30 protein-coding genes and 1 pseudogene are annotated in these 25859 nt (G+C 35.5%); 9 read left to right on the top strand and 22 right to left on the bottom strand.

Annotated elements, in window-relative coordinates:
* Positions 1 to 2 precede the first annotated feature (2 nt).
* The gene (gene gpr / locus MKX66_RS25615) at positions 3 to 1106 is read right to left on the bottom strand and encodes a GPR endopeptidase (RefSeq protein WP_002088693.1); all 1104 of its coding nucleotides are present in this window, start codon (positions 1104 to 1106) and stop codon (positions 3 to 5) included.
* Positions 1107 to 1286: 180 nt separating this feature from the next.
* Here gpr and rpsT point away from each other — a divergent pair, with 180 nt between their 5' ends.
* The gene (gene rpsT / locus MKX66_RS25610; RefSeq protein WP_002088694.1) at positions 1287 to 1544 is read left to right on the top strand and encodes a 30S ribosomal protein S20; all 258 of its coding nucleotides are present in this window, start codon (positions 1287 to 1289) and stop codon (positions 1542 to 1544) included.
* Between the two features lie 84 nt (positions 1545 to 1628).
* On the opposite strand, the gene holA is transcribed toward rpsT, so the two are convergent.
* Positions 1629 to 2639 (bottom strand): DNA polymerase III subunit delta, encoded by a 1011-nt coding sequence (gene holA / locus MKX66_RS25605; protein ID WP_002067332.1) that lies wholly within the window; start codon positions 2637 to 2639, stop codon positions 1629 to 1631.
* 348 nt (positions 2640 to 2987) lie between these two features.
* Here holA and MKX66_RS25600 point away from each other — a divergent pair, with 348 nt between their 5' ends.
* The gene (locus MKX66_RS25600) at positions 2988 to 3122 is read left to right on the top strand and encodes a YqzM family protein (protein ID WP_000997609.1); all 135 of its coding nucleotides are present in this window, start codon (positions 2988 to 2990) and stop codon (positions 3120 to 3122) included.
* 31 nt (positions 3123 to 3153) lie between these two features.
* On the opposite strand, the gene MKX66_RS25595 is transcribed toward MKX66_RS25600, so the two are convergent.
* The 3 genes from MKX66_RS25595 to MKX66_RS25585 form a co-directional block, all read right to left on the bottom strand.
* Entirely contained in the window at positions 3154 to 5475 is a 2322-nt protein-coding gene (locus MKX66_RS25595; RefSeq protein ID WP_341087395.1) for a DNA internalization-related competence protein ComEC/Rec2, read from the bottom strand.
* Between the two features lie 14 nt (positions 5476 to 5489).
* Positions 5490 to 6047, bottom strand: coding sequence for a ComE operon protein 2 (locus tag MKX66_RS25590; RefSeq protein WP_215590191.1), 558 nt, complete (start codon positions 6045 to 6047; stop codon positions 5490 to 5492).
* 63 nt (positions 6048 to 6110) lie between these two features.
* On the bottom strand, positions 6111 to 6710 hold the full coding sequence (locus MKX66_RS25585; protein ID WP_215590192.1) for a helix-hairpin-helix domain-containing protein: 600 nt from the start codon (positions 6708 to 6710) through the stop codon (positions 6111 to 6113).
* Between the two features lie 77 nt (positions 6711 to 6787).
* Between MKX66_RS25585 and comER the strand changes: the two genes are divergently transcribed.
* Positions 6788 to 7615: a late competence protein ComER gene (gene comER / locus MKX66_RS25580; protein ID WP_002015213.1), complete on the top strand. Its 828-nt coding sequence runs from the start codon at positions 6788 to 6790 to the stop codon at positions 7613 to 7615.
* Between the two features lie 172 nt (positions 7616 to 7787).
* Here the strand turns inward: comER and MKX66_RS25575 are convergent, their stop codons facing one another.
* The 8 genes from MKX66_RS25575 to MKX66_RS25540 all read right to left on the bottom strand — a co-directional run bounded on the left by MKX66_RS25575 (position 7788) and on the right by MKX66_RS25540 (position 12920).
* Entirely contained in the window at positions 7788 to 8537 is a 750-nt protein-coding gene (locus MKX66_RS25575; RefSeq protein WP_341087393.1) for a class I SAM-dependent DNA methyltransferase, read from the bottom strand.
* A complete protein-coding gene (gene rsfS / locus MKX66_RS25570) occupies positions 8534 to 8890 on the bottom strand; it encodes a ribosome silencing factor (protein ID WP_000653209.1) in 357 nt (118 codons plus the stop codon). The genes MKX66_RS25575 and rsfS overlap by 4 nt, the downstream gene beginning before the upstream one ends.
* Positions 8887 to 9456, bottom strand: coding sequence for a bis(5'-nucleosyl)-tetraphosphatase (symmetrical) YqeK (yqeK, locus tag MKX66_RS25565; RefSeq protein WP_341087392.1), 570 nt, complete (start codon positions 9454 to 9456; stop codon positions 8887 to 8889). The genes rsfS and yqeK overlap by 4 nt, the downstream gene beginning before the upstream one ends.
* Positions 9446 to 10015, bottom strand: a complete 570-nt coding sequence (locus MKX66_RS25560) for a nicotinate-nucleotide adenylyltransferase (RefSeq protein WP_002067321.1) — start codon at positions 10013 to 10015, stop codon at positions 9446 to 9448. Before MKX66_RS25560 ends, yqeK begins: the two co-directional genes overlap by 11 nt.
* 135 nt (positions 10016 to 10150) lie before the next feature.
* Positions 10151 to 10444, bottom strand: coding sequence for a ribosome assembly RNA-binding protein YhbY (gene yhbY, locus MKX66_RS25555; protein WP_002015220.1), 294 nt, complete (start codon positions 10442 to 10444; stop codon positions 10151 to 10153).
* Between the two features lie 4 nt (positions 10445 to 10448).
* Positions 10449 to 11282, bottom strand: coding sequence for a shikimate dehydrogenase (gene aroE, locus MKX66_RS25550; protein ID WP_002015222.1), 834 nt, complete (start codon positions 11280 to 11282; stop codon positions 10449 to 10451).
* Between the two features lie 15 nt (positions 11283 to 11297).
* The gene (gene yqeH / locus MKX66_RS25545) at positions 11298 to 12404 is read right to left on the bottom strand and encodes a ribosome biogenesis GTPase YqeH (protein WP_002015224.1); all 1107 of its coding nucleotides are present in this window, start codon (positions 12402 to 12404) and stop codon (positions 11298 to 11300) included.
* Between the two features lie 3 nt (positions 12405 to 12407).
* Positions 12408 to 12920 (bottom strand): YqeG family HAD IIIA-type phosphatase, encoded by a 513-nt coding sequence (locus MKX66_RS25540; RefSeq protein ID WP_002015225.1) that lies wholly within the window; start codon positions 12918 to 12920, stop codon positions 12408 to 12410.
* 246 nt (positions 12921 to 13166) lie between these two features.
* On the opposite strand from MKX66_RS25540, the gene MKX66_RS25535 reads away from it, so the two are divergent.
* Positions 13167 to 13322 (top strand): sporulation histidine kinase inhibitor Sda, encoded by a 156-nt coding sequence (locus MKX66_RS25535; RefSeq protein WP_002015226.1) that lies wholly within the window; start codon positions 13167 to 13169, stop codon positions 13320 to 13322.
* A 152-nt stretch (positions 13323 to 13474) separates the two neighbouring features.
* On the opposite strand, the gene MKX66_RS25530 is transcribed toward MKX66_RS25535, so the two are convergent.
* From MKX66_RS25530 to MKX66_RS25520, 3 genes are all read right to left on the bottom strand, one after another.
* Positions 13475 to 14263, bottom strand: a complete 789-nt coding sequence (locus tag MKX66_RS25530; RefSeq protein ID WP_002129166.1) for a phosphatidylserine decarboxylase — start codon at positions 14261 to 14263, stop codon at positions 13475 to 13477.
* A 291-nt stretch (positions 14264 to 14554) separates the two neighbouring features.
* Positions 14555 to 15268 (bottom strand): RNA polymerase sporulation sigma factor SigK, encoded by a 714-nt coding sequence (gene sigK / locus MKX66_RS25525; RefSeq protein ID WP_000051382.1) that lies wholly within the window; start codon positions 15266 to 15268, stop codon positions 14555 to 14557.
* Between the two features lie 183 nt (positions 15269 to 15451).
* Complete coding sequence (locus tag MKX66_RS25520) at positions 15452 to 16948, bottom strand: YcdB/YcdC domain-containing protein (RefSeq protein WP_326996617.1); 1497 nt, start codon at positions 16946 to 16948, stop codon at positions 15452 to 15454.
* Between the two features lie 304 nt (positions 16949 to 17252).
* On the opposite strand from MKX66_RS25520, the gene MKX66_RS25515 reads away from it, so the two are divergent.
* A complete protein-coding gene (locus tag MKX66_RS25515) occupies positions 17253 to 17903 on the top strand; it encodes a GTP pyrophosphokinase (protein ID WP_002015229.1) in 651 nt (216 codons plus the stop codon).
* A gap of 179 nt (positions 17904 to 18082) precedes the next feature.
* On the opposite strand, the gene MKX66_RS25510 is transcribed toward MKX66_RS25515, so the two are convergent.
* Complete coding sequence (locus MKX66_RS25510) at positions 18083 to 18547, bottom strand: hypothetical protein (protein WP_137076036.1); 465 nt, start codon at positions 18545 to 18547, stop codon at positions 18083 to 18085.
* Positions 18548 to 18601: 54 nt separating this feature from the next.
* The gene (locus tag MKX66_RS25505) at positions 18602 to 19987 is read right to left on the bottom strand and encodes an alkaline phosphatase (protein ID WP_002190719.1); all 1386 of its coding nucleotides are present in this window, start codon (positions 19985 to 19987) and stop codon (positions 18602 to 18604) included.
* A gap of 269 nt (positions 19988 to 20256) precedes the next feature.
* Here MKX66_RS25505 and MKX66_RS25500 point away from each other — a divergent pair, with 269 nt between their 5' ends.
* Positions 20257 to 21096 carry a GNAT family N-acetyltransferase gene (locus MKX66_RS25500; RefSeq protein ID WP_088034221.1) on the top strand — a complete coding sequence of 280 codons (840 nt, stop codon included), beginning with the start codon at positions 20257 to 20259 and terminating at the stop codon, positions 21094 to 21096.
* 15 nt (positions 21097 to 21111) lie between these two features.
* The gene (locus tag MKX66_RS25495) at positions 21112 to 21996 is read left to right on the top strand and encodes an alpha/beta fold hydrolase (RefSeq protein ID WP_215590196.1); all 885 of its coding nucleotides are present in this window, start codon (positions 21112 to 21114) and stop codon (positions 21994 to 21996) included.
* 35 nt (positions 21997 to 22031) lie between these two features.
* Here the strand turns inward: MKX66_RS25495 and MKX66_RS25490 are convergent, their stop codons facing one another.
* The 3 genes and pseudogenes from MKX66_RS25490 to MKX66_RS25480 all read right to left on the bottom strand — a co-directional run bounded on the left by MKX66_RS25490 (position 22032) and on the right by MKX66_RS25480 (position 23717).
* Positions 22032 to 22532, bottom strand: coding sequence for a DoxX family protein (locus MKX66_RS25490; RefSeq protein WP_044442499.1), 501 nt, complete (start codon positions 22530 to 22532; stop codon positions 22032 to 22034).
* Between the two features lie 216 nt (positions 22533 to 22748).
* A pseudogene (locus tag MKX66_RS25485) lies at positions 22749 to 23141 on the bottom strand (hypothetical protein); the annotation flags it as partial.
* The gene (locus tag MKX66_RS25480) at positions 23142 to 23717 is read right to left on the bottom strand and encodes a histidine phosphatase family protein (protein ID WP_137076033.1); all 576 of its coding nucleotides are present in this window, start codon (positions 23715 to 23717) and stop codon (positions 23142 to 23144) included.
* A gap of 169 nt (positions 23718 to 23886) precedes the next feature.
* Between MKX66_RS25480 and MKX66_RS25475 the strand changes: the two genes are divergently transcribed.
* Together MKX66_RS25475 and MKX66_RS25470 are read left to right on the top strand one after the other, a co-directional pair.
* Positions 23887 to 24225, top strand: a complete 339-nt coding sequence (locus MKX66_RS25475; RefSeq protein ID WP_341087389.1) for a phosphoglycerate mutase — start codon at positions 23887 to 23889, stop codon at positions 24223 to 24225.
* A 72-nt stretch (positions 24226 to 24297) separates the two neighbouring features.
* The gene (locus MKX66_RS25470) at positions 24298 to 24420 is read left to right on the top strand and encodes a DUF4023 domain-containing protein (RefSeq protein WP_000071861.1); all 123 of its coding nucleotides are present in this window, start codon (positions 24298 to 24300) and stop codon (positions 24418 to 24420) included.
* A 44-nt stretch (positions 24421 to 24464) separates the two neighbouring features.
* Here MKX66_RS25470 and MKX66_RS25465 read toward each other — a convergent pair whose 3' ends face one another.
* The gene (locus MKX66_RS25465; RefSeq protein WP_341087388.1) at positions 24465 to 25703 is read right to left on the bottom strand and encodes a TolB family protein; all 1239 of its coding nucleotides are present in this window, start codon (positions 25701 to 25703) and stop codon (positions 24465 to 24467) included.
* Positions 25704 to 25859: the final 156 nt, after the last annotated feature.

The following is a 25859-nucleotide window of genomic DNA, read 5'->3' as shown; positions in this document are numbered from 1 at the left end:
CATCAATGTGTATATGCCCCTGTATTATCCTGATCAATCTGATGATGCAGCGCTGCATTTAAACCGCTGGCTATTACATTTGCCATATCCTCAATAAACGCATCTACTTCTTTTGGAGTTACCATTAAATTATGACCAAGAGGAGATAACACTTCATAAATTAACTTTCTCTTTTCTTCTTCTTCTAACGTACCAATAGCTCCTAAAAACATATTTCGACTCTTTTCATCTGGCATATCTTCTTCTGTTAATTTTTTCTTTTCTCCAAATGTAAAACCTGCTGGCAATAAAGAGCGTGACGGTTTGTTTCCTTCTTTCAGTTCCCGGCCAAAATGTTTCAAAATAAAATCAATTGTATCACTCGTAATCGAAACAGCATCTACCACAGTTGGCACACCAATTGCGATAACAGGAATACCTAATGTTTCTTTACTTAGTTCCTTACGCTTATTCCCAACACCAGATCCTGGATGAATTCCTGTATCAGAAATTTGTATAGTACTATTTACTCGTTCAATAGAACGCGCAGCTAATGCATCAATTGCGATGACAAAGTCTGGTTTTGTCTTCTCAATAATTCCGTAAATGACATCGCTCGTTTCAATCCCTGTAATTCCCATTACCCCTGGACGAATGGCACTAACAGGTCTAAACCCTTCTTCCACACTTTCAGGCTGCAATTTAAACAAATGTCTCGTCACCAATACGTTCTCTACAACTATCGGTCCGAGTGCATCCGGCGTTACATTCCAATTCCCAAGACCTACGATTAAACAACTCGCTTCTTTTGAAACTCCAACCTCTTCTAAGAAATAAGAAAATTCTTTTGCAAAAATACGCTCTACCTTTTGCTGAAGTTCCGTATCTTGTTGTCGTATACCTTGCACCTCAAGAGTTAAATAACTTCCAGGTTTTTTCCCCATCGACTCAGATGCAATTTCATCAATAGTTACTTTTGTAATTGTAACTCCCTCTTCTTCCCTCTCTTTTACAATAACTCCCTGTATCCCTTTTTGTTCTTCTTGGCGCTCTTGTAGCATTTGGTGCGCCTCTACAGCAAGGTCAGTTCTAACACTATATTTACTTAAATCTAATGGTTCTTTCATCGTATCTCCTCCGTAATTCATAGTAAATATCGTTAGATTTCCCCAAGTTATATTAGGTCATTCTTTCCTTTACGTGAAATTTCATTGATATACTATTGCAATTCTCTTCACCGTTTGATAAAATATCACTTGTTCTATGTAAGAATCGAGTCATTCGATTGCACCAGGGAGGTGAAAAGTATGGCAAACATCAAATCTGCTATCAAACGCGCTAAACTTAGCGAAGAGCGTCGTTCACATAACGCTTCTATCAAGTCTGACATGCGTACTGCTGTTAAAACTGTAGAAACTTTAGTTACTAATAACGATCTTGAAAATGCTAAAGAAGCTTTCAAAACTGCTTCTAAAAAACTTGACAAAGCAGCTCGTAAAGGTCTTATCCACCAAAACGCTGCAGCTCGTCAAAAATCTCGCTTAGCGAAACAAGTAAACGCGTAAGGCGTTTAAAAAACGATCCATTCGGATCGTTTTTTATATACACAAAAAAGTTCACGTACTAAGTACGTGAACTTTTTTGTGTCACTACATATGATTTAACCGCATTAAGAAAAACTCAAGCACAAGTTTCTTATCCATCTTTCCAGTCTTCATACTATAATCAGCTTCCGCCAATTCTATAATAACTTTTTTTAATTCTTCAAAAGAGAAAAACTTCGTTTGATTCATCGCCAACTTTACCCGGTACGGATGTACACCAATATGGGACGCGATTTGATTTTGTCCGTAACCACGCTGTTGCAACTCTTTCACTTGATGTAGCAAGCGGAACTGACTTACTAATAAAGCGAGCAGTTTAATCGGTTCTTCCTGCTGTGTAAATAATCCGTCTAAAATTTGCATCGCACCAGCGATATCTTTTTTCACCACTTTTTCTGTTAAAGCAAACACGTTTTGCTCAACAGATTTCGGCACAAGTTCCGTGACAAGTTTTGGCGTAATTTCTCCGCCCATACCGACGTATAACGTTAACTTGTCCATTTCCTTCGCCAACATTGTTACATTACTTCCCACAAGCTCTAACAATAAACTAACAGCTGCATTATCAATATGCACATGCACCTCATCCGCACGAGAAACAATCCACTTCTGAACATCCTGCACTTGCATCGCATTTGCTTCTATTACATCCGCTGTTTTCTTTAATAGTTTTGTAATTTTTTTTCGTTCGTCTAATTTTTCATAAGGCGCAACAAAAACAAGAATAGAAAAAGGAGAGGGCTCCCCAATATATTCTTCTAAAATTTTTATATTTTGTTCTAATTTTTCTTTTTGTGCCGTTAAAAATAGTGGTGATTTTATTAATATAACTTTACGCTCTCCAAAAAAAGGAAGCGTATGCGCATCCTCAACTACATCTTCTAAATACGCTTCTTCCAAATCGTATGTCACAACATTAAACTCTCGATCTTCCTCTTCAAGCGCGTACGTTGTAATAAGCTTTATCGTTTCATTTATAAAATAGGCTTCCGTTCCATACAGTACATACAACGGAGCGAACTGTTTCTTTTTAATCTTCTTATGTATATCACTCATATTTTTTCCTACTCCCTAACTTGGCAATATATATTTATACTAATGCCCTAGCTTTTGTTTTACAAGTACAAAGGGACGGTCTTTATAACCCGCCCCTTTATTTATATAAAACGCCACGCAATAAGCCCCGGATTTCTTATTGGTGTGCGGTAATCACCTTCCCTTTATTATTTACAATAATAATCTTAGTATAAGTGCCAACTGTTAACATGATTGGAAATGAAAAATTCACGCTACTTAACTAACTAGAAAAAGTATACAAATACTCTATTTCACTTCATATGGAAATTGTAGATTTTTTTCTGACAATATTTTATACTAAAATGGAATGTTGGGGAGGGATTCTAAATGAATGATTTTGAACAAAACGTTCAAAGTAAACGCAATGACGCTATTGATTCAGGGGTAGGATTTATCGTCTCATTTGGTTTTTTCGCAACACTTTTCATTATTGCAACTGTTATTAAATTCATCGGTTCTTAAAGGCTGCTGCTTAACGGCAGTCTTCTTTTTTTCATCTTCTATGTGTTTCATCATATGTGATTTTACTTTGAAAGGTTCCTTTTTCTCCATTAAAAACATAGGAAATAGCACCTTGCTTATCCGTACGCCATATATCAATACCCATCTTCTTAAAACGCTCTATAACTTCCTTATGCGGGTGCCCATACCTATTACGCTCTCCCACAGAAATAATCGCTACAGCAGGCTGTACAAGGCTTAAAAATGGGTCTGTAGACGATGTTTTACTCCCATGGTGGGCAACTTTTAAAATATTAGCCCGCAAATCAGGATATGTTGATACTATAAACTTTTCTCCTTCTTCTTCTAGATCACCCGTAAATAGCCATGTTAGTCCCCCTAGTCTGGCCCATAGTACAATCGAAGAGTCATTTTCTCCCTTTTCTTTCCCCTTTGGAGCTAATACGAAAAATTCCGCTTCATTTACCCTCCAACCTTCCCCTTCTCCTACTACACTTATCTTCACGCTCTTTTCTAACGCCTTTTTCTTCACCACTTTTTCCAATACAGCATCTTGTTCCTTTCTCCCAAATACAACTTCTTTTACAATAATAGATGACAGCAAATCCAGCGCAGCACCTATATGATCCGCATCTCCGTGCGTTACAATTAATTTATCAATCGTTTTTATACCTTCTTTTTGTAAAAAAGGAACAAGAATATCATGCCCAACAGAAAATTCATGCTTTTTCTGTTGCCACGCTTCCTTCTTGACAGAAAGGGCTCCTCCTGTATCAATAAGATAAACCTCTTTATCGTATGGAAGACGAATTAATATCGCATCTCCCTGTCCAACATCAAGAAATGTAACACTCCCACTTTCGCGAAAATATGGATATACATAATGACAAGTACTAATAAAAAGAAACACACCCACAACTATGCACAAAATTTTTTTCGTTATTACCCTTTCCCAAATCACAAATATACTAACGATACTAAAACAATATATAGCCACAAGAAATAAAGGAGTTTGACCAAAAGTAAGTCGGATGAAAGGGAAACTTTCACAGTAACTTAGAAAATCATTAGAAATGGTTAAACATAGTGAAAGTACATATGCAATTCCTTTTGCGAAAAATGGAATAACCGGCATACATATAAGAATAATGATGCTACATGGCAATACAATAATGGATAGAAAAGGAACATATATAAGATTGAGGAAAATGCTATAAGGAGAAAAATAACCAAAATGATATAACAAGATGGGGGTACTAGCGAGCTGTGAAATTATAGAAATGTAAATAGAATTTCGAACTATCCCATTACTACGCCCTAATAATATCGGCGCAGATAGTAGTAAAGAAAAACTACCTACAAATGAGAATTGAAATCCAATGTTGAAAATAAGATACGGATCGTATATAAGCATACATATAGCCGTTATACTTAAGGCGTCTAGACTAGATAAGCGAACAGAGCATATGAAAGCTACCAATAATAAAACTCCTGTTATAGAAGCCCTCACAACAGATGGCGACGCCCCAGCTATGATCATATACAGAGGAATGCAAACTATAAGGCATACTGTTGCTATCTCTTTCGTCACACCACTTCTTAGCAAAACAAAATACATTATAACCATTAATAATACGATATGCGATCCTGAAATTGCTAACAAATGTATAAGACCAAATTGTTGATATTGCTCTTCTACTTCAAACGTCATTTGTTGTCGATCTCCAAATAATAATGCGTTCATAAATGCACCTGATTGTTCCGGGAACATTTCTGTAACTTTCGAGATTGTTTGTTGCCTGAGAAGGAAAATCCATTGCACGAGTGACAACGATGTTTTTTGACATTCAGAAATGTATGTCACATCAAATATAAAATGTATTTTTTGCTGATATAAATAATTACGATAATCAAAAACATGAAAATTCCGGGCAGTTTGCGGTTCTTTCACCTCCCCTTTAAATGTACACGATATACCTGCATGTAATTGTTGCAACTGCTTCTTTTCCGAAGCAGATTGTATTTTATAATTTAACTGCACTAAGTTTTTATTCTGATCTTCAATTTGAAAAGAGAGACGATCCCCATTAATTAGAGGTGTATTTTGCACGACCCCTCGTGTAACTTCATAGGACTCCCCTAGCGGCTTATTTAGACTCTGAACATACGTGGTGTACATAACGCCACTAAAACACGCTATTATACAAAATATGAAGGTTTTACGCGAAGTACGATATAAACAAAATAAAACATAACAAACGAAACAACAAGCAGCCAACAAATGCGATGTGGAAAAGGTAATTGCAATCCCAATTATAAACGAGATTGCAACATAGCCCCATTGCCCATTCAACTCATACTCACTCCTTATAGCATCATTTTCGCTTTAGTGAATACATGCTGTAATTCTTCCATTGATAAATTATCTTTTTCTAAAGCTGCGAATAATTCCTTTAGCTGTAAATGACGCTCTTGTTCCTCTAGCGATGTAATATCATATTCTAGCGGAACGTGCTTTACTGTTACACTCGCTTGTTCAAATAACTCTACGGCATACGGATGATTTTTATAGTCCTGTGCATAATAAACCGCTGTAACACCACTTTGAATAATCGCCTTACAGCACTGCAAACAAGGAAAATGTGTGACATAAATTTCCGCTTCCTCTGTTTTTGCACCAAATTTCGCACATTGCAATAAAGCATTCATTTCAGCATGAATTGTACGAACGCAATGATTATCAATGACATAGCAACCATCGTCTATACAATGGACACCACCTTTAATTGAACCGTTATATCCACCAGCAATAATTCGTTTATCACGAACGATTGTCGCTCCTACCGCAAGCCTTGTACATGTACTACGTAAAGATAGTAGATGGCTTTGCGTCATAAAATATTGATCCCATGAAATTCGTTCCATATTTTTCACCTTCTTTTTTGTCTACTTGTAGTGTAGCGAAAAAAGAAAAACTTCGTCAATCTTTTATGGAATAATAATTTGATCTTTTATTTTCTCTAAAGACTTCGCACCAATCCCATCAATTTCTAATAAATCTTCTATTTTCTGAAACGGACCATGTTCTTCTCGGTATTTCAAAATATTTTCCGCTTTCCGAGAACCAATGCCTGTTATTTTTTCAAGTTGCTCTTTAGAAGCTGTATTTATTTGCACTTTACCCTCGCTTTTTGAAAAAGTAGCCCCTTCTTGCACTGGCTCATTCTTGTTAGGAACATAAAGAAGCATTTGGTCTTGGACCATTTGCGCCAAATTCACTTTCTTCACATCTGCATCCGGCAACAAACCACCAGCTTTTTCAACCGCCTCCTTCACCCGGTCCCCTTCCTTCATTTCATACACACCCTCTTTAAAAACCGCCCCTTTCACATCAATTATAATTATTTTTTTCTGCTCCTTCGTATCCAATACTTTCGGTTTATTTTTTTTCTCCACATCTTTTACTTGAACTTCCGTTGTAATGAGCGGTCGCTCTGTTTGCTGATTCGTTTTCCAGAAAAAAAGAAAAATCAAAGTGCCAATAATAACCACTAATCCCAACCATTTTTTCGGAAAATCCCACATCATTTTACACCTCTAATCATAAATTTATAACATCATTCATATTGTTTAGGAGAAAGCTGTTACGAAGGAGGGATGAAACATTGAACATAGGAATTATAGGGACAGGGAACATGGGGAATATACTAATCGATGCATTTTTAGAAACCCGTGCTGTCAAACCTTCGTGCCTTACTATTATTAATCGGACGCCTGCCAAAGCATATCATATAAAAGAAAAATACCCTTCTGTTCATATAGCCAAAACAATCCAAGAGGTAATCGAACAATCCCAGCTTATTTTCATTTGCGTAAAACCGATAGACATATACCCTATTCTACAAAAATACGCTGACCATTTTTCAGACGAAGATTGCTTAGTTTCTATCACAAGCCCCATATCTCCATCACAATTAGAAACACTTATACCTTGCCACGTCGCTCGTATCATTCCAAGCATCACAAACCGCGCCTTATCCGGCGCATCACTATTTACATTTGGAAATAACTGCTCTCTAGAATGGCAACAAAAACTACTTCGTCTATTCAAAAACATTTCTACTCCCCTTGTTATAGAAGAAGATATAACGCGCGTTTCATCTGATATAGCAAGCTGCGGCCCTGCTTTTTTTAGTTATTTATTACAATGTTTCATTAACGCTGCTGTAGATAAAACAAATATTACACATGAAGAAGCCACTACTTTAGTAAGTGAAATGGTCATTGGAATGGGGAAATTACTCGAAAAAGAAATTTTTACATTACCTACTTTACAAGAAAAGGTATGCGTTAAAGGCGGTGTTACAGGAGAAGGTATTCGTATTTTAGAAGAGCACGTTGGGGATATGTTTCATAAATTAATCGAACGGACACATGAGAAATTTGATGAAGATTTAAAATGCGTTGAGCAGCAATTCAATAAACACACATAATAAATACGCCATCGTAATCCCAAACCCTTTTTATTAATACTTATCTTTTTCATGCTACATTTTCACTAAAACTAGCATTTTTACACTTTACACATATCATCTTTTTATTTTTCTAGAACTAAAACTACATCTTTTCTATAAAACAAAAGCAACCTTATCGGTTGCTTTTCTTTTATCCATTCTTCTTCGCCATAAAAAAGAGGCGCTCTGTTTGTTCTGTCACTTCAATTCGTTCAAAGTCACCTGTGACGCGAAGCACTGTAAACCCAGCTTCTTCAAGCCATTTTGTTAACACTTCAACCGAATACGCACGTTGCACGTGACATTCGTCAAAACGATGATACACATCTTCTTCTGAATCTTGTACAAAGAATGTCAAATCATGTTCCACACTATCTGATTCTTCTCCAGGGAAGCAGTTCCAAATAAGTGATATTTCTTCGCCGTTCACTGTATATGTTTCATTTTGAAATACGTGATGTATTTTATATAAAGAGTGTACATCGAATAAAAACAAGCCATCCTGACGTAAATGGTGGAAAACTCTTCTAAATGTTTCTTGCACTCCATCTTCTTGCAATACGTAATTTAATGAGTCACAAAAGATTGTCACACAATCAAATTCACCAGGAACATCGAGCTCTCTCATGTCTTGTTGGTAAAAAGGAATAAAATATCCTTCTCCCCCCAATTTTTGCTGCGCGACAGTTAACATTTCTTCCGAAAGATCTACACCAATTAAATCATAACCTTTTCGCACAAGCGGAAGTGTTACGTTACCAGTTCCACATGCTACGTCAAGGATTCTTGCCTCTTTCATAGATGCCTGTTGTAAACTTTCCTCTGTGAATTCCACCCATTTATCATAAGGTACATCATTCATCAGTTCGTCATACAGCAAAGCAAATTGTTCGTATTTCATTGATCTAGCTCATCTGCAATATCTTCACGCGGCACATCGCCCCATAGACGCTCTAAATTATAGTGATTACGCTCATCTTTATGGAATACATGAGCAACCACATCACCAAGGTCTACTAAAACCCAACGTGCTTCATCAAAGCCTTCCATACGTTGTACGTTAATTTCGAACTCATGTGCCTTCGCTTTAATTTCACGTGCAATTGCTTGTACTTGCTTGTCTGAATTTCCGTGACAAATAATAAAATAGTCTGCAATCGGTGAAATACCTTGCATATTTAGTACAACCATATCTTCTGCTCTCTTATCATCAGCTGCTTTTGCCGCTAATACTAATAACTCTTTATCTTTCATTTATTAATTTCCTCCTTGATAACTTCATTGTATGTTTGGAATGTTAATGGATAAATCGTTTGATCTTTTTCCATTAAAAATTGAATTGTTCGCTTTAAAGCAAACAGTAAAGCTTGATTTATATCTTTATATGCGAGTTTCCTCGCTTCTTCCACACCAGGAAACTTACGTCCTGGTTCAATGTAATCTGCTACATAAATAACTTTATCTAACATTGTCATTTTTTCATGACCACTTGTATGATATGTAATAGCTTGTAGAATTTCAGGATCAGTAATGCCTATTTCTTTTTCTACTAAGTATGCCCCAACAGGTGCATGCCATAACTCTTTGTTATAGTGCAGTAGATCCTTTGGCAAAGCTTCTCTCTTAATAATCTCTTCCATTTCTGGAATCGCTCTACATTTTGCATAATCGTGAAATATAGCAGCCGTCTCTGCCTTTTTCTCATCTACACCATATAACCTAGCAAGTTCAATCGCTGTTTCCATTACACCAACCGTGTGTATATAACGTTTTTCATGCATTTGTTGTTTGACAATACTAAGTGCTTCCTCACGATTCATACAACCCATTCCTCTCGATATATACCTGTACTTTTTCGGGGAGTAAATATTTGCACGTTTTCTTCGTCATATATCTCTCACGTAACAGAGAAGAAGAAACTGCAAACTCCGGAATTTCCACTTTTACGATATCATAAGGCGTATGTAATGTATAACCTGGTCTTGCAACTCCAACGAAAGTCACAAGCTTAAGTAACTTTTCAATGTTATACCACTTCGGCAAATACTCAACCATGTCTCCGCCAATAATAAAGTGAAACTGCACATCCGGATACTTCTCCGTTAATTGTACCATAGTATCGTACGTATAAGATGGGCCTTCTCTGTCTAGCTCTTCTAAACAAATTGAAAAGTATGCTTCTTCCTCAATCGCTATTTGCAGCATGTTTAATCGACTTTTCACACTCGTAATGTTACGTCCTTGCTTGTGCGGTGGAATTTGATTCGGCAAAAACCATACCTCTTCCAACCCTAAAGCATGATACACTTCATTTGCAATTAACAAATGCCCATTATGAGGTGGATCAAACGTGCCACCAATAATGCCAATTTTTCTCAAAAGAAACGCTCCTTCCTTTTACATACAGCAACTCTCCCCATACAAATTCGAAGAGAGCCCACTGTTAATAAAAGTTCAATTGGTTTCGCTTTCTACATATCAAGCGTCCATTACGAAATAACTCACGTATATCTTTTATCGAGGAAGCTTAATCTGCTTATTTTCTCTTGATTCTTTGTATAAAACAATTGTGCTTCCGATTACTTGAACGATTTCAGCTCGTGCACCTTGTGCAAGCTCTTCTGCAACTTCACTACGATCAAATTCACAGTTTTGTAATACGCTCACTTTAAATAGTTCACGAACTTCTAATGCTTCTCCAATTTGTTTCACCATATTTTCATTCACGCCACCTTTTCCAACTTGAAAAATCGGTGTTAAATGATGTGCCTTTGCACGTAAAAATCTTTTTTGTTTTCCTGTTAACATATAATTAGCCTCCAAGCTCTCTCATTACTAATTGTTTCATTCTATCAATATTCGGCACACACCCTGTCCACATTTCAAACGCAAGTGCACCTTGATAAACGAACATATCGATTCCATTTTGAATTATTGCACCTTGTTCTTTCGCATCGCCTAAAATTTTCGTCTCAAATGGATTATAAATAATATCAGAAACAATCGTTCCTTGTTTCAATGAACGAATTTCCAGCGGCGTATACTCAACATGTGGATGCATACCTATCGTTGTTGTTTGGATGATAATATCATATTCCCCTTGATTTTCTGCTGCACATTCTAACGATAGAGCATGCGAATTAACATTTGCCATGCACCCAGAGATAAGGTTTTTCGCCTTATCTCTCGTACGATTAGCAATATCAATTTCTTTCACACCTACATCGGCAAGCGAGAAGTAAATAGCTCGGCTAGCACCACCTGCACCGATTAATAAAATACGTTTCTCTTGAAGTGGATCTTCACTAATTGACTGCAGGGCACGAACAAAACCAATTCCATCTGTATTATACCCAATCAATTTTCCATCTCGATGAACTACTGTATTTACCGCACCGATTTGCCTTGCTAACGGGGCAATCTCATCCAAGTACTCCATAATTGCAACTTTGTGCGGAGTCGTTACATTAAATCCTGAAATACCTAATGCTTTCAAACCTTTTACTGCTTCCCCTAGCGCTTCTTCTTCTACAAGAAACGCATGATAATGGGCATCCATATTCAAGTGTTCAAATGCATCGTTATGCATAACGGGTGATAATGAATGTCCAATTGGATTTCCGATTACACCATATAATTGTTTCATAAATCCCTCTCCATATTAAATTAAAGATTTACGTAATGAAACACTTACTCCTTTTGGTACATGAGCAACAATTTTCGCTCCTGATTCATTTACAGTAACCCAGCCCAATCCAGAGAATACAACATCCGTTTTCGGCTCACGAATATTAAATTCATATTTCACAAACTTAGGCATATTTTCTAATTCTTCTGGTGTCGGTGGATTCAATAATTCTCCAGCGTGTTTTTCGTACAATTCATCAGCCTTTTCAAGCTTTGTACGATGGATTGTTAAACGGTTTGAGAAATGACAAGTGAATGCACGACGGCCCCCACTTACATAATCAAATCGTGCTAATCCACCAAAGAATAATGTTTGTTCTTCATTTAATTGGAATACCATTGGCTTAACTTCTGTAGTCGGTGTAATAAGCTTTAAGCTTTGTTTCCCAACATAATGCGCCATTTGATGATGATTAATAATACCTGGTGTATCGTATAAAGATGACGTTTCGTCTAATGGGATATCAATTAAATCAAGCGTTGTTCCTGGGAAATGTGATGTTGTAATTACATTCTCAGTCTCATCACTAAACTCTTTAATCATACGATTAATAAATGTTGATTTACCAACATTCGTACATCCAACAACATAAACATCTTTACCTTCGCGGTAATGCTCAATTGCATCAGCAAGTTCAGCGATTCCTTGTCCTTTAGCTGCACTAATTAAAAAGACATCTTCTGGTTTTAAACCAAGTTGCTTTGCACTATAGCGCATCCAATGTTTTACTTTATCATGCTTAACTGACTTTGGAATTAAGTCAGCCTTATTCCCTACAAGTAATACTTTATTGTTCCCTACAAAACGATGTAAGCCCGGTAACCAGCTACCATTGAAATCGAAAATATCTACGATTTTAACCACTAGTGCGTCTGATTGTCCAATTCCGTTCAAAATACGAAGGAAATCATCATCTGTTAAAGATACATCTTGAATTTCGTTATAATGTTTCAAACGAAAACAACGTTGGCAAATTACTTGTTCTTTTTCTAAAGATGATACAGGAGCGTATCCTACTTCATTTTTATTTTCTGTTTGAATTTCTACACCGCAACCAATACATTTAATTGTTTCAGTCAAACTTTATTCCTCCCAGTTAATTAAGCCTTTTTTCTTCATGTTTCTCATAATTCTTCGTTCAATTTTTCGATTAAATCGTGTCACCAATCCGTCCGTTTGCGCTACCGGTACAACTAAAATTGTATGAAGTCCCACACGATTCCCGCCGAGCACATCCGTTAGTAACTGATCTCCAATTACTACAACTTCATCTGGCTGCAGGTGCATCTCATGTATCGCACGCTTAAATGCGCGAACAAACGGTTTGCGCGCACTATGAATAAACGGAATACCTAATGGGTCAGCGAAGTCTTTAACGCGTTGCTCGTTGTTATTTGAAACGACCGTTACTTGAATATCATTTTCTTTCATTTTCAAAAACCACTCTTCAAGCTGTGGCGTTGCGTTTGGACGATCCCATTCAATTAAAGTGTTATCTAAATCAGTAATAACTCCTTTAATTCCACGTTTTTTCAAATCTTCTGGTTGAATGTGATATATATTTTTCACATATTCATTTGGTAAAAATAACTTCAATTTCTTTCACCTCTTTGAGGATTTTCCATAAAATTTTTCGACAACATTTTTCGATAGATAACCTGTGGATAAACTTGTACACACTTTCCACGTTAATTTTTCAGTCAATTTGGAATTTACTAACAATCTATTCACATTTTATCCACTGAGTTATGTGGATAACCTCTTGTTTGTGACTGTCATATTTTTTTGGTACATTAAATGCAACAACGAATCAATCCTTATATTATTAGGAGGTGACTCACCTTGAAAACAAAACATATGGAACAGTTATCTACTGATTTACTCACTGAGTCTTATTATAAAGCAAAAGAACTAAAATTAAATCCCGACTTCATTTTACTTATAAAACAAGAAATTATTAGACGCTCGTTAGAGGACAAGCTCGTCAAATCTTCTTGAGTACATATAGATTGCTGATTGACCTGTAAAAAGAGCCATCCTGCGATGGCTCTCGAATAAACAAGTACTCCCATCTAGGGGATTTCTTCATTAATCATCTTTGTCCACATTTCTTAATTAGAGCTTCATAAGTATATTATAAAACCTTTTCTTTACTTATGAGATACTCGGGTTGCAATTTTTTCACCAAGACGCAGCTCTTGCCCACTTGTCAATTCCTGCACTGCTTTAATCATATCTTTTTCAAATAATAAAACAACTGTTGAGCCAAATGTAAAGTATGCCATCTCTTCACCTTTTTGAACAGTACTTCTTTCATGAAGGAGCTCGATACTATTAACAAACATAGCACCTACTTTTACAAGTGCCATATGTTCGCCGTCACTATTTACTTCTGTAACAGAGCGATAATTTTTTGACAATGGTTCTTTCCCATACTCCATACCCGCTGCATTTACCGGATATGATTTTCTACCAAGTACAAATCTTTCAGTCACAGAGCCAGAAAGCGGGCTATGAATACGATGATAATGACTTGGACTCAAATAAATCACCATATATGTACCGCCTGCATATCGCTTTGCACGCTCTTCATTACCTAGCATATCCACAATTGAATAACGCTTTCCTTTTATATCGAATGTTTTTGTATCCTCAATAGGACCTTGATCAGCAAAAACACCATCAACAGGACTAACGATACTCGACGCATCAGTATCAATACTGCGCTTTCCTTCTTTTAGCCTACGTGTAAATAAATCATGCAATGTTCCATATTCCTTCAAACCCTTTTCCATCTCATCTTGATTAATTTGAAAAACTTTCACATACGATGGAATAATGATAGAGCTCAAACGAGATTGTGCAAATTTACGTAATATATAAGAAGTAAAACGACCATTTGTAAGTTCGATCATAAGTCGATATAATGTCCGTCGCAAATTACGAAACCTCCTAATCAGCCTATAACTTTAGTTTCCCCTTCTTTTCTCTCTATATCATATGTAAAATTGGTTCTTATTCCCACATATAGAATGGAGCCGTCTCGTTATACACGAAGAAAAACTAAGTATAATTTTTATTCTTAAATTGTTTAGCACCTTCTAATATTACAGATAGAACCCACCATTTTCAACAGTGAACATGTATTTCTTCTTAGAACAGCTCGTTTTCTTTCCGTTTTCCCGAAAGAAAAGCAGCCACTTTTAAAGTGTAGCTGCTTACAATACACATTATTCTTTTGCTTTTTTCTCTTTCTCAGCCCGCACAAATTCATGGAACATTTTCATTAAAGCACGCTTTTCAATTCGCGATACGTAGCTTCTTGAAATACCGAGTGCCTTCGCAATCTCCCTCTGTGTTTTCTCTTTATCAAGCCCAAGTCCAAAACGCTTCACAATTACTTCTTTCTCTCGTTCGTCCAAAATATCGATATACTCTTTAATTTTTTCTAACTCCATACTAAGCTGAATCATATCAATTACATCTTCAGATTCTGATTTTAATATATCAATAAGCGATATTTCATTACCCTCTTTATCTTGCCCAATCGGATCATGAAGTGAAACGTCTTTTTTCGTTTTCTTCAGCACACGTAAATGCATCAAAATTTCATTTTCGATACAGCGCGCTGCATATGTTGCAAGCTTAGTTCCTTTCCCTGCTGAATAGCTTTCAATCGCTTTAATAAGCCCAATGGTACCAATTGAAATTAAATCTTCTGCATCTTCACCAGTGTTTTCGAATTTCTTAACAATATGAGCTACAAGCCGTAAATTATGTTCAATTAAAAGATTTCTCGCTTGAGCATCACCTTGCTCCATTAACTCTAAGTACTTTCTCTCATCATCTGATGATAACGGCTGCGGGAACGCATTGTTCTTCACATAAGAAACAAATACAAACACTTCTCGAACCATATATCCAATTGCGGCGAATAGACTCAAACCTTTCACCTCCGCCAAAATAGTGGTCTTTACTATGTGTATGTGGGCATGAGGTTGTTTGTGTCTGTACGATGTAAATATGGAACTCTTAACTTAATGGCATTCTTAAACCACTCAACGCTAATCATTAAATTTTTCTATAAACATAGTAAAAGCCAATCGAAACGTATCAATTGGCTTTTACTAATATTCACTCCAAATTTTCTCTCCAGTATGCGCATCTATGTAACGAATTTTCCGACTACAATCGACGGATTCTTTATGATTTTCACTCCTCGTTTGTTTATACAGCAGTTTATATTTCATTTCCTCTGCATCATGATCTATACACCATTCTAAATTTACTCGAATGACCTCTTTATATATTTCTAACGCTTTTTCTTTTGTTACTTTTGGTGCTGTTTCATGTGCAAGTAACTCTTCTATTATATTGCTAGGTTTTCCCGAGTAATGCATCACAGCACCATTTTCTGTATTAATGTTGACCATGAATTCCCTATACTCTACCGGAATTTCATTCACATATACTGAAAAGACAAATCTTTCAATCCCTTCATCTTCGTCACGTTCATCCCAAAGGCGAAGATATTGTGTAACATCTGGAATAACATGTTCTAAAAATTGAAGTGCTTTTTGTAAACATTCCTCTCTAGACAGTATTTGTTTTACTTCTTTATCGTCTGCCAGTTTTATAAAACCAATTAATTCCTTGGTTGATTTATCAATCGTAATGCCAACTAAATTATTATATTTTAACATCGGTAAATGCTTTTTTAAAAATTCATTCATTAAATATGGATTCTTTTCTTCTTTCTGTTTTTGTAATTCCTCTTTCGAAACAAATTTCATCCTTATTCCATCTTCATTTTCTGTCTCAGCCACTTTTGTAAAACTTTCTTTATCCCAGTCAAATAAATCGAATATATCATCTTGTTGACTACCTTTTTTCGGTTTTTCAACAGCTACAGTTGGAGGCAATTTATAATGATCTGGGTCAAATAAATCTTTACCTGTACTTGCATCAATAAACGCATGACTAGGTTCTGGTTCATATACAAGATGATAGCCTTTTACTTCCTCACCATTTTCATATTTACATGAAGAATGTGTTAAATCCACAAATACAAGTCTCATATCTTGTCTAGCTCTCAAAGTTTCTAAAACGACGTTCTCCTCAACAATTTCAATTGGCCATAACGGTTTTTTCCCTATAGCTTTTTGTCCATTGTAATGAAAATGCACAACATTACCTGAAGGATGAATTCGCACAACACATCCTGTATTCGGCAATGGATATCCATTCACTTCCTGCATATAATTTATTTCTTTCCAACCACGCCAGTCATCCTTAACTGACACATATGTATAAAATTCTAATTCTTCTTCCACATATTTTTTTATAAATACATTTGCAATCTCTCTTGCCTTATTCTCCTCTATCACTTCTTTATCACTCGAAAAATAATTTTCATCATCTATCCTGAATTCGAATAAATTACCAGTATGCCTATTTAATGTAATTTGTATCTTTTTCTCCTCATCCTCTTTATGCCCCCACCATAATAGATGATACGGATCATCCACTCCTTCTTGATCATCTACAACAAGCCTATATTCATCTGGAATTTCAATAATGTGGGCCACTTGCTCTTTTCTTTTTTTATCTTTTGGATTCATCATACCCTCTCCTTTATTACAATTTAAGGTAATTATAACAAACAAAACCAAAAGTCATTAACAAAAAGACAAAAAACTGAAACAATTAGTTCATACGAATTTCACATGAATCTATTACTATAAGAATTGTACATAGTGAAATTACTAACAATGACGTTTATTCATATATAATTTCATTTGAAAGGGGTTGAAAAGATGAAAACTAAATATCGCTTTATGATCTCATCATTTGCTGCTTGCGCCTACATGATTTGGTGTTTAGTATAATAACAACTTCACTTGTAAATAAGAAAAGGTGTGTATAGAAATGGAATATAACCAATCAACAGTTAACTACTGGAAAGCTTTTGTATTACCTTATACATTCGCTTTAGAAGAGTTAAAAACTAAATTTGAAATTATGAACCGGGAAGCTCAATTTTTAGAAGACTACAACCCGTTTGAACATATAAAAACAAGACTTAAACAACCCGAAAGTATCATTAGGAAGCTTGAGCGTAAAAACTTATCACCAACAGTTGAAAATGCTCAAACACAATTACAAGATATTATTGGCATCCGTATTACATGTTGCTTTGTAGAAGATATTTATCATTTAAAAGAAGTTATTGAAAATCGTGGAGACATGGAAATTGTAGAAGTAAAAGATTATATTGCTAATCCAAAAGGAAATGGCTATAAAAGTTTGCATATGATTATTAAATATCCATTGTCACTAAATTCTGGTACGAAAGATGTCTTTGCAGAAATTCAATTACGTACACTTGCCATGGACTTTTGGGCAAGTTTAGAACATAAACTTTACTACAAATATGAAGGAAATATACCTGACTATTTGAAAGATGAACTACATGACGCTGCTATGAAAGCTGAAGACCTCGATAATAAGATGGCAACAATCCGTCAAGATATTGATGACATTGAAGCATGTTCAAATCAAATTTTATTACCACTATAAAAAGGTTCTCTCCTATGAGAACCTTTTTTACCCCGCATTAACGGGCAGTAAGACTCCCACCTCAAAATTCTGCGAATGCGAAGGAGTTAGGTGGGCGATCAACTGCCCATAAAAGCCCGATTGGTTCAACTAATAATCAGTGGGGGATGGACAAAACCCCCACTGATTAAAGTTTCACTTTATTTCTTCTCTATCGTACGAACCTCTTCAATCTTCCACCCTTCGTCTTCTTTTCCAAGTGCATACTGCATTTTCTTTTGGAGAGTAACCCCTCCATCTACTTCTTTTTCCTCCGTTTCAACAATAACAAGCCCACCTTTAAGAGCTTTCATATTCATATGTTCCAATTCTATTTTCTTATTTCCCTTTTGAAATGCCGCTTCCTTTTGTGTTTTTAAGTCTTCAGCACTAGGCATCTTCTTTGAAAATAACTCCATATGCTCAGCAAGATTTTTTTCATTCGTCGTCCGTACAAATGCCTCAATAACATCTTGAATGGATTTCTCTTCTTCTTTCGTTATATGTACCTTTTCCTCAGTTTTCCCAGCAGATTTTTGTTCTATATTATTCTCTTGAGATTGACAACCAACTAGCAATAATACGAATACTAGAAGGAATCTTAATTTCCCTAAAAAAACGCTCATCTTTCCATCTCCTAAAAAGAAAAGTGAGGCATTTCGCCTCACTTTCATTTATAATTAGCGTCTTCCTTTATTCGGATCGCCGCCGCCAACGATGTCAAAGACACGTTTAGCTATATTTGTATTCTCTTGAACGCCAGAGAATAAGTATTTACCTGGTCCGAATGCATATACGTTCACATCTTCACCTGTATGTCCACCCGTTGTCCAACCTGTAACCGAACGCTTATTGAAGATATCTTCAATTGCATTATCAATCTTTGTTACATCTTTTGATGGAGCTATATCATTTACAGCTTTAATTTCTTCTGGTGTTAATTGTAGATCAATATACTTTTTCAATGTTTCTTCTACATTTGCACCTTTTACAATCTCACTTGCCATAAAGTCTGGCGTACGTTTCGCAGCTTTAATCGGATCTACTTTAAAATTATACTCACCATTCGCACCTAAAGATAATCCGCCAGTAGAATGATCTGCAGTTGCAACAACTAATGTGTTCTTATCTTTTTTCGCAAACTCAATTGCTGCTTTAAACGCTTTTTCGAAGTCTTCCATTTCACTCATTGCACCGACAATATCATTATCATGTCCAGCCCAATCAATTTGACTACCTTCGACCATTAAGAAGAAACCGTCTTTATTTTTGTTCAAGCGCTCAATCGCTGCATTTGTCATCTCTTCTAATGAAGGTGTTTTGTCAGTACGGTCAATCATTTTGTCTAAACCACCTGGTGCAAATAAGCCAAGAACTTGATCGCTTTTATCATTTAATAATTGATTACGATCTGTTACATAACTATAACCAGACTTCTTAAATTCTTCTGTAAGATTGCGGTCTTTTCTAACAAAGTTCTTTACGCCCCCGCCAAGCATAACATCTATTTTATGCTTACCTTTAATTTTCTCATCAAAGTAATCATTTGCAATTGCGTCCATATTTTTACGACTAATATCATGTGCACCGAATGCAGCTGGTGTTGCATGCGTAATTTCAGAAGTTGCAACGAGTCCCGTTGACTTCCCTTTTTCTTTCGCTTGCTCCAATACTGTTTTCACTTCAGCTTTATCATTATCTACTGCAATAGCTGCGTTATATGTTTTTATACCTGCTGACATCGCAGTAGCTGCCGATGCAGAGTCTGTAATATTTTCATGTTCATCTTCTGGATATGTTTTTTGTGTTCCTACAAGATGCTTATCAAATTCTGTAGATTCCATCTCAAATGTTTTTGGATTATCTTTCATATAACGATGAGCTGTCATATATGAAGGCCCCATACCGTCCCCAATTAATACAATGACATTTTTAATTTTTGCATTGTTTCCGTTCTCATCTGCATTAACCTCACTAGAACGCGTAAAATTCCATGTTGCTACCGAAGTAACTGCTAACGACGCCACAACTGCAAATGGCCATGCTTTTTTCACAAACTTTTTCACTGTCTTGTCCCCCTAATTAGGTTATTCATTTCCCACTATCAAATTTAATAGAAGACTGTTAAGAGAAAATGAGTTATATGTAAATTTTTTGTTAACTTATGTAAATTTAAGTTATAATTTGTATAAGTTTGTCTTTTCATATCAAGCATACTCCCCTTTACAAAGATAAATATAAACATGTTGGATTTCTTTTAATACGAACCTATTATTTTACATTTCTTAATATTATTCTTATTTTTTCTAGTTTAAATAGAAATATGGTGAACTTTATGAAAACAGTAAAACTAGACGAATCTTCCATTCCAGATTTACTCTCTCTTTGCGAATCAGTTGGGTGGTTACAGCATGCGAGTTTTATGAAAGAGCAATTCCATATGTACCTTTCCATTGGCACAATTTTTGGCTATGTACATGAGAATAAACTTATTGCAGCGGGCGGGGTCTTTTCGTTTGCCCCTGGATTTTCTTCTATCGGTATGTTAATCGTGCATCCTGATTTTCAAAGAAAAGGAATTGGCCGTATTTTGTTAAACAATAGTTTAAAAGTAACTTATCCATCGCTCCCTATTACGCTCATTGCAACAAAAGCTGGTGAATCCTTATATGAATCTTATGGATTTCAATCAATAACAACAATTCATCGCTTCGAAAAACAAGCGGCTCATATAAGTACAAATTCTTTTCCCATAAAACAAATTCAGCAAGCCGATCTTCAATCTCTCATTTTTCTTGATCAAACTGCGACTGGTGCAGATCGTTCTAAGCTTTATTTATCACTACTATCGAGAGCAACTTACTCCTTTAAAATAGAGCGGGATAATCAAATAGATGCTTTTGCTTTATGCATACAAAAAGGAAATGTACTATGTATCACTCCGCTTATTTCAAAAAAAGAAAAAGACGCTATTCAGTTATTAGAAATAATTTGCAACTCGTGGAATGGGACAATACGCATTGATGTTCCGCACTCACAATTCATTTTCCGTCAATTTCTTCAAACAGAAAATTTCCAGGAAACGCTCCTTTCACCTCTTATGATAAAGAACGGTAATCAACTTCCTGGAAATCGTAATATACTATTTGCTATGATAGATGCAGCGTTATGTTAGAAAGGGGACACCTAATTGAAGCGATTTAGCTATTTTATGGTAGGTTGTCTTACTCTTACACTATTAGTAGGATGTAGTGCAGCAGAAAAGCCAGTAGAACAAGTAAAACAAGTTAAAAATACAATTACAGCGAAACTAACTACCGAGGAAAAAATGGTAGAGATAGATGGTCAAACGATTTACTTTAAAAAGATTGGTGATGAAAAACCACCTTTACTTATGATCCATGGATTTGGAGGATCATCCGATGGTTTTCAAAAGGTTTACTCAGATTTAGCAAAAGATCATACGATTATTTCTGTTGATGCTTTAGGATTCGGACGTTCCTCTAAACCGATGGATTTTTATTATTCTTTCCCAACTCATGCAAATTTGTATTATAAGTTAATGAAAAAATTAGGGTACGACTCATTCGCAATACTGGGACATTCTATGGGCGGAGAAATTTCTCTTAATTTAACATATTTATACCCCGAAGCGGTTACCCACCTTATTTTAACTGATGCTACAGGCGGCCCTCATACGTTCGTTAATAAACAAGGTTCACCAAAACCAAAGTTGTCGACTGATTTAAGTGCCGTTTCTTCTATTGCAGATTATGATGAGAGCAAAGTTAAATTCAAGCGTAATGATGAAGAGCATTATAATAAAATGAAATTATGGCCTAGGCGTCTTCAAATCAATGCAACTGAAATCAAGCAACCAACTTTAATTATATGGGGAAGAAATGATAGTAGCGTTTCTTGGAAAGAAGGAGAAACTTATCATCAATTCTTAAAAAATAGCACTTTCCATATTATTGAAAAAGGTTATCATGCTCCATTTCGTCAAGAGCCACAAGAATTTGTAGGGTATGTAAAAGATTTCTTCGAGAAAAATCCTATAAGTGCTGAAAAATAAACGGGTATCTCATTTTGAGATACCCGTTTCATATATTAAGCAGCTTGCTTTTGGCGTTTTTGAATTTTTGATCCTAGTACTTTTGGAATAACTAAGCCATCAATTCCAAGTTTTCCAGCATTTATACCAGAAACAAGAACGAACATGGATAAGATAACCATTTCAGGGTTTACACCAATTGACCCACTAAACATATAGGAAAAGTTCATTACAAGACCGAAAAAGACCGCTGTTTTTGTTAAACAGCCTACAATTAAACCAATTCCGACTAAAATTTCTCCCCACGTCACAAGTGTATTAAATAAATCAACGTTTGGAATTGCAAAATCTTGTAAAAATGATGCCCACCAAGATTGAACAGCTGGTTGTGCTCCTTTAGATTTTTCAATTGCACCTTGTAAATAACCAGTTGCATCGAAGCCTTTCCCTTGTAATTTACCGATTCCAGCCATTACCCATGTGTAACCAAGATACACTCGAATTATCGCTAATACAAAAGAGACTGCTTTGTTTTCTCTTAAAAATTGAATAATCATATCTTCCTCCTAAAGTTGTAATTAAGTCAGTTACAGATAATATAATAACATTAGTTACTTACTTTTAAAACATTAATCGTGAATAATTTGTGACATACATAAAAAACATTAAATACTAACGTTTATATAGTAACTTTTATTACCTGTAAAAACTTGAACATATCATACCACAGGTGATAATCATTTTCATTGAAGAAAATGTAAAAAAACTGTGAGTTAAATGTGAAACGCATTCATTCGAATATAGAATAAATCCGTTTCATATTGTTTATATACTCGAAATGTACATGTCTCCTCATCGGTTAATCTCGCTTCTCGAACAACTTCTTCTAACGTTTTGTCATGGTTAATAAACCCGTAAAATAGGCGTATTGTAAACATAAGTGCTACATTTCCATCTACATAATCTATCAATCCAACATATGATTTTACACCACTATGTAAAAAGGATTCTACTAGTTTCAACTCCCCAAACTTATACCAACCATTTACAATATGTGTAATATGCAATTTTGCATATTACTTAATTTCCGCTACGCTAAAGTATACTCTCGGCTCATTTAAGTCGTACACATCTTCTCCTAACTCTTCTATTACAAATTTCCTCTCCTATAAGTCCATTTCATATATACCCGTTTCTTTCAAAAAATCAGCTCTAGTTAAAGCGACTTTATGTAAATATTGCCTATACGCTGTAATTGTTCCATCGTGTGCAACGATACAAATTTTTTCTGCTTTTAACTGATAGCACCAGTGCAGAAATTCATCTACTATTTGCTGAAATTCCATCTCCGAGATGATATTGACTCCCTCATTCCATAACAATTCATTTCTACTTTCTTCTAATGAAAAATGTGGAAATAAATTTTGTATTATCTTTCGATCTAACAATTGATCGCACGGTAATGTTTTGGCGGATTCCCGATAAGGAAAAATACGCGGGGATATATATGGGTGAACAATTTTTTGACAAGCAACTTCCGCACTCCATATTGTCGCAGTTTGTAAAGTTCGAAGTGTAGGACTAGCGATTAATATATCCTTTTCTTGTAATGGTACATCGCACTGAAGCAATTTAGCCTGCTTCTTTCCCACGCCCGTCAATGGCGGATTCACTGCTTGTAAACTTAATGGTAAATCTTTCGTATGTTCACCTTCACCATGCCGAACAAAAATAAGTTTCATTCTCCTCTTCCTCTCACTAGGAAATAGTCTCACATATTTCTTCCCTATTTTTTTCTTTACTCCTGCTATTTTAAAAAGCAGAATGTAAAAAGTGTTTGACACCAATGTTTGAAAAATATTACAATTATATATGTAAAATACTTTTTACAAGAAGAGGAGGATTACAAATATGAAATGGATTATCGTCTTTATGGGAATGATCATATGGGGATACATAAATGGCTTTTTTAATAGTGATAAAACTGCTAATCCTTGGATTACAGATGATGAGCGTGAAACAAAAATTAAACAAAAAGCAATTATCGCAAGCTGGTCTGGTGTTTTCATATTTTGTATCATTAACCTCTTAAACAAATGGTTAGGTTTAGGAACGAGCTATACATCACCTTACTTACCATCTTCTGTCGCAACTATTTTAAAAGAAAATGTAGAGTTACAAGTTTTACTTATGTTATTCATTACATATGGCATATTTTACGTATACTACCGAAGAAAACTAAGCGCTTAACTTTTATCTCATGATTATCCTCCTAAATGGTTATAGTAACTAGGACAGAATGAAAAAAGGAGAGATATAAAAATGAGTAACTCAAATGACTTTTTAGATACATTACATGAAAAACAAGCAAAAGATGAACAAAATAGAAAGCGCCAAGGGAACGGGAACCCCGCGAAAAAAAAGCCAAATAAAACACATAAATAACATTGAAAAACCTGCCTAAAAATTATATTTTAGGCAGGTTTTTTTTACTCGTCTTTAACCGAAACGACATCTTCCCAATTCCATTTCTCATAATACCACTCTGGTACATCTATATTTTCAATCCACTTCTTCTCATGTTTTCCATCGTTATGAGCAAGCCATACATCAGCTTTCTTACGATTTGAACGGAGCCACATTAATTGGTTGCTTTTCTTACTAAAAATAGGGTTATAATCGCCTTTGCTATTGGATGGCTTTGTAATTTGATGTTGTTCATCTGTTGTACTATTTATTTCATATAAAGATGGTAGTGGTCTTTTTTCTAGAGGGACCGATAGCTCTGCTTCCTTTGCCCTTGAAACGATAATTACATTCTCGTTCTTCCATGTGAAGTCCCAATCAACATAGCCTTTTGGAGTAAATGTATTTTGCTGGAGAACCGGCAATTCTTTTATTTTTAAATGCTTATTCTCTAAAGCAACTCTCCCGCTTCCTTCAATATAGGCTAATATATTTTTTGATGGCGCCCATTTGAACCATTGTGTGTTTAATAACATTTGATCTACTGTTTCAAAACGACTGCCGTCTGATCGAATTAAGCAAAGGGTATTACTATCAGCTGACAAAGAAGCTGTTGGTACTGCCAAAAACGAAATCCATTTTTGATCTGGCGACCACTTAAATCCACTTCCAACTAATGCTAAAAAATCATCATGCTCATTCGGTAGTGCATATAAATGTTTCATCTTATGAGGATTCATATTTGCATCCTTTTGTATTTCATATAACTGAGCACCTGTCCATCCTGTTGGAAGCAAGTACGCTTCTGATGATACAAGAAACTTCTTACCATCAGGATACCATGCATATTCACCTACACCATTAGCTACGTTTTCAAAATCTGCTTTCTTTTTTTCAGCATCAAATGTATTTAATATGCGTGCAAATACAAATGCAATTATATTCTCTGTTGGTGACCATTGATAATTCGATGCTTCTGATTGAGATGGTGTAACTTTCTTTCCATCTTTCAGCCGATACAGTTCAAAGTGATTTCGCTTCTTTCCTTTTGCATATGCAAGCCATTCTCCATTGTGTGACCATTTCGGCCCTGTTATGTACTCTCCTTTTGTAATTTGTTTTTCTTTTTCACCGACTTTAATCCATAGATTATGATTACGAATAAAGGCAACTTTTACTCCATTGTTTTCTGCGCTAGTAATAGAACTTGAACAGAAAAAAAGGAACAAAATCACGATTCCACTTACTATAAACCTTTTCATATAGCACCCCCATTTCCCCCTTTAGCATTCCTCATATTCCGCTTACTATATGCAAATATTATCCATTCGACATAATTCCAAAAAATTTCCCAAGAAATTTTCAATTCAAAGAGGTTTGGTATGAATTATGTCGAATGTATAGTTTAGCCAACATCC

It is taken from the genome of Bacillus sp. FSL R9-9530 (assembly GCF_038008145.1).
Taxonomy (GTDB): domain Bacteria; phylum Bacillota; class Bacilli; order Bacillales; family Bacillaceae_G; genus Bacillus_A; species Bacillus_A mycoides.
This window is presented reverse-complemented; position numbering and strand designations above follow the sequence as displayed.

Bases quoted from the DNA above. Each gene is read 5' to 3' on its own strand.
- MKX66_RS25600 (WP_000997609.1), top strand. From the start codon at position 2,988: ATGAATGATTTTGAACAAAACGTTCAAAGTAAACGCAATGACGCTATT.
- MKX66_RS25500 (WP_088034221.1), top strand. From the start codon at position 20,257: ATGAAAACAGTAAAACTAGACGAATCTTCCATTCCAGATTTACTCTCT.
- yqeK (WP_341087392.1), bottom strand. From the start codon at position 9,456: ATGAATCGTGAGGAAGCACTTAGTATTGTCAAACAACAAATGCATGAA.
- holA (WP_002067332.1), bottom strand. From the start codon at position 2,639: ATGAGTGATATACATAAGAAGATTAAAAAGAAACAGTTCGCTCCGTTG.
- rsfS (WP_000653209.1), bottom strand. From the start codon at position 8,890: ATGAAAGATAAAGAGTTATTAGTATTAGCGGCAAAAGCAGCTGATGAT.
- aroE (WP_002015222.1), bottom strand. From the start codon at position 11,282: ATGAAACAATTATATGGTGTAATCGGAAATCCAATTGGACATTCATTA.
- MKX66_RS25480 (WP_137076033.1), bottom strand. From the start codon at position 23,717: ATGAAACTTATTTTTGTTCGGCATGGTGAAGGTGAACATACGAAAGAT.
- gpr (WP_002088693.1), bottom strand. From the start codon at position 1,106: ATGAAAGAACCATTAGATTTAAGTAAATATAGTGTTAGAACTGACCTT.
- MKX66_RS25585 (WP_215590192.1), bottom strand. From the start codon at position 6,710: ATGATGTGGGATTTTCCGAAAAAATGGTTGGGATTAGTGGTTATTATT.
- MKX66_RS25515 (WP_002015229.1), top strand. From the start codon at position 17,253: ATGGAATATAACCAATCAACAGTTAACTACTGGAAAGCTTTTGTATTA.
- MKX66_RS25510 (WP_137076036.1), bottom strand. From the start codon at position 18,547: ATGAGCGTTTTTTTAGGGAAATTAAGATTCCTTCTAGTATTCGTATTA.
- MKX66_RS25590 (WP_215590191.1), bottom strand. From the start codon at position 6,047: ATGGAACGAATTTCATGGGATCAATATTTTATGACGCAAAGCCATCTA.
- MKX66_RS25520 (WP_326996617.1), bottom strand. From the start codon at position 16,948: ATGATGAATCCAAAAGATAAAAAAAGAAAAGAGCAAGTGGCCCACATT.
- rpsT (WP_002088694.1), top strand. From the start codon at position 1,287: ATGGCAAACATCAAATCTGCTATCAAACGCGCTAAACTTAGCGAAGAG.
- MKX66_RS25470 (WP_000071861.1), top strand. From the start codon at position 24,298: ATGAGTAACTCAAATGACTTTTTAGATACATTACATGAAAAACAAGCA.
- MKX66_RS25475 (WP_341087389.1), top strand. From the start codon at position 23,887: ATGAAATGGATTATCGTCTTTATGGGAATGATCATATGGGGATACATA.
- MKX66_RS25490 (WP_044442499.1), bottom strand. From the start codon at position 22,532: ATGATTATTCAATTTTTAAGAGAAAACAAAGCAGTCTCTTTTGTATTA.
- yhbY (WP_002015220.1), bottom strand. From the start codon at position 10,444: ATGTTAACAGGAAAACAAAAAAGATTTTTACGTGCAAAGGCACATCAT.
- MKX66_RS25575 (WP_341087393.1), bottom strand. From the start codon at position 8,537: ATGAAATACGAACAATTTGCTTTGCTGTATGACGAACTGATGAATGAT.
- MKX66_RS25465 (WP_341087388.1), bottom strand. From the start codon at position 25,703: ATGAAAAGGTTTATAGTAAGTGGAATCGTGATTTTGTTCCTTTTTTTC.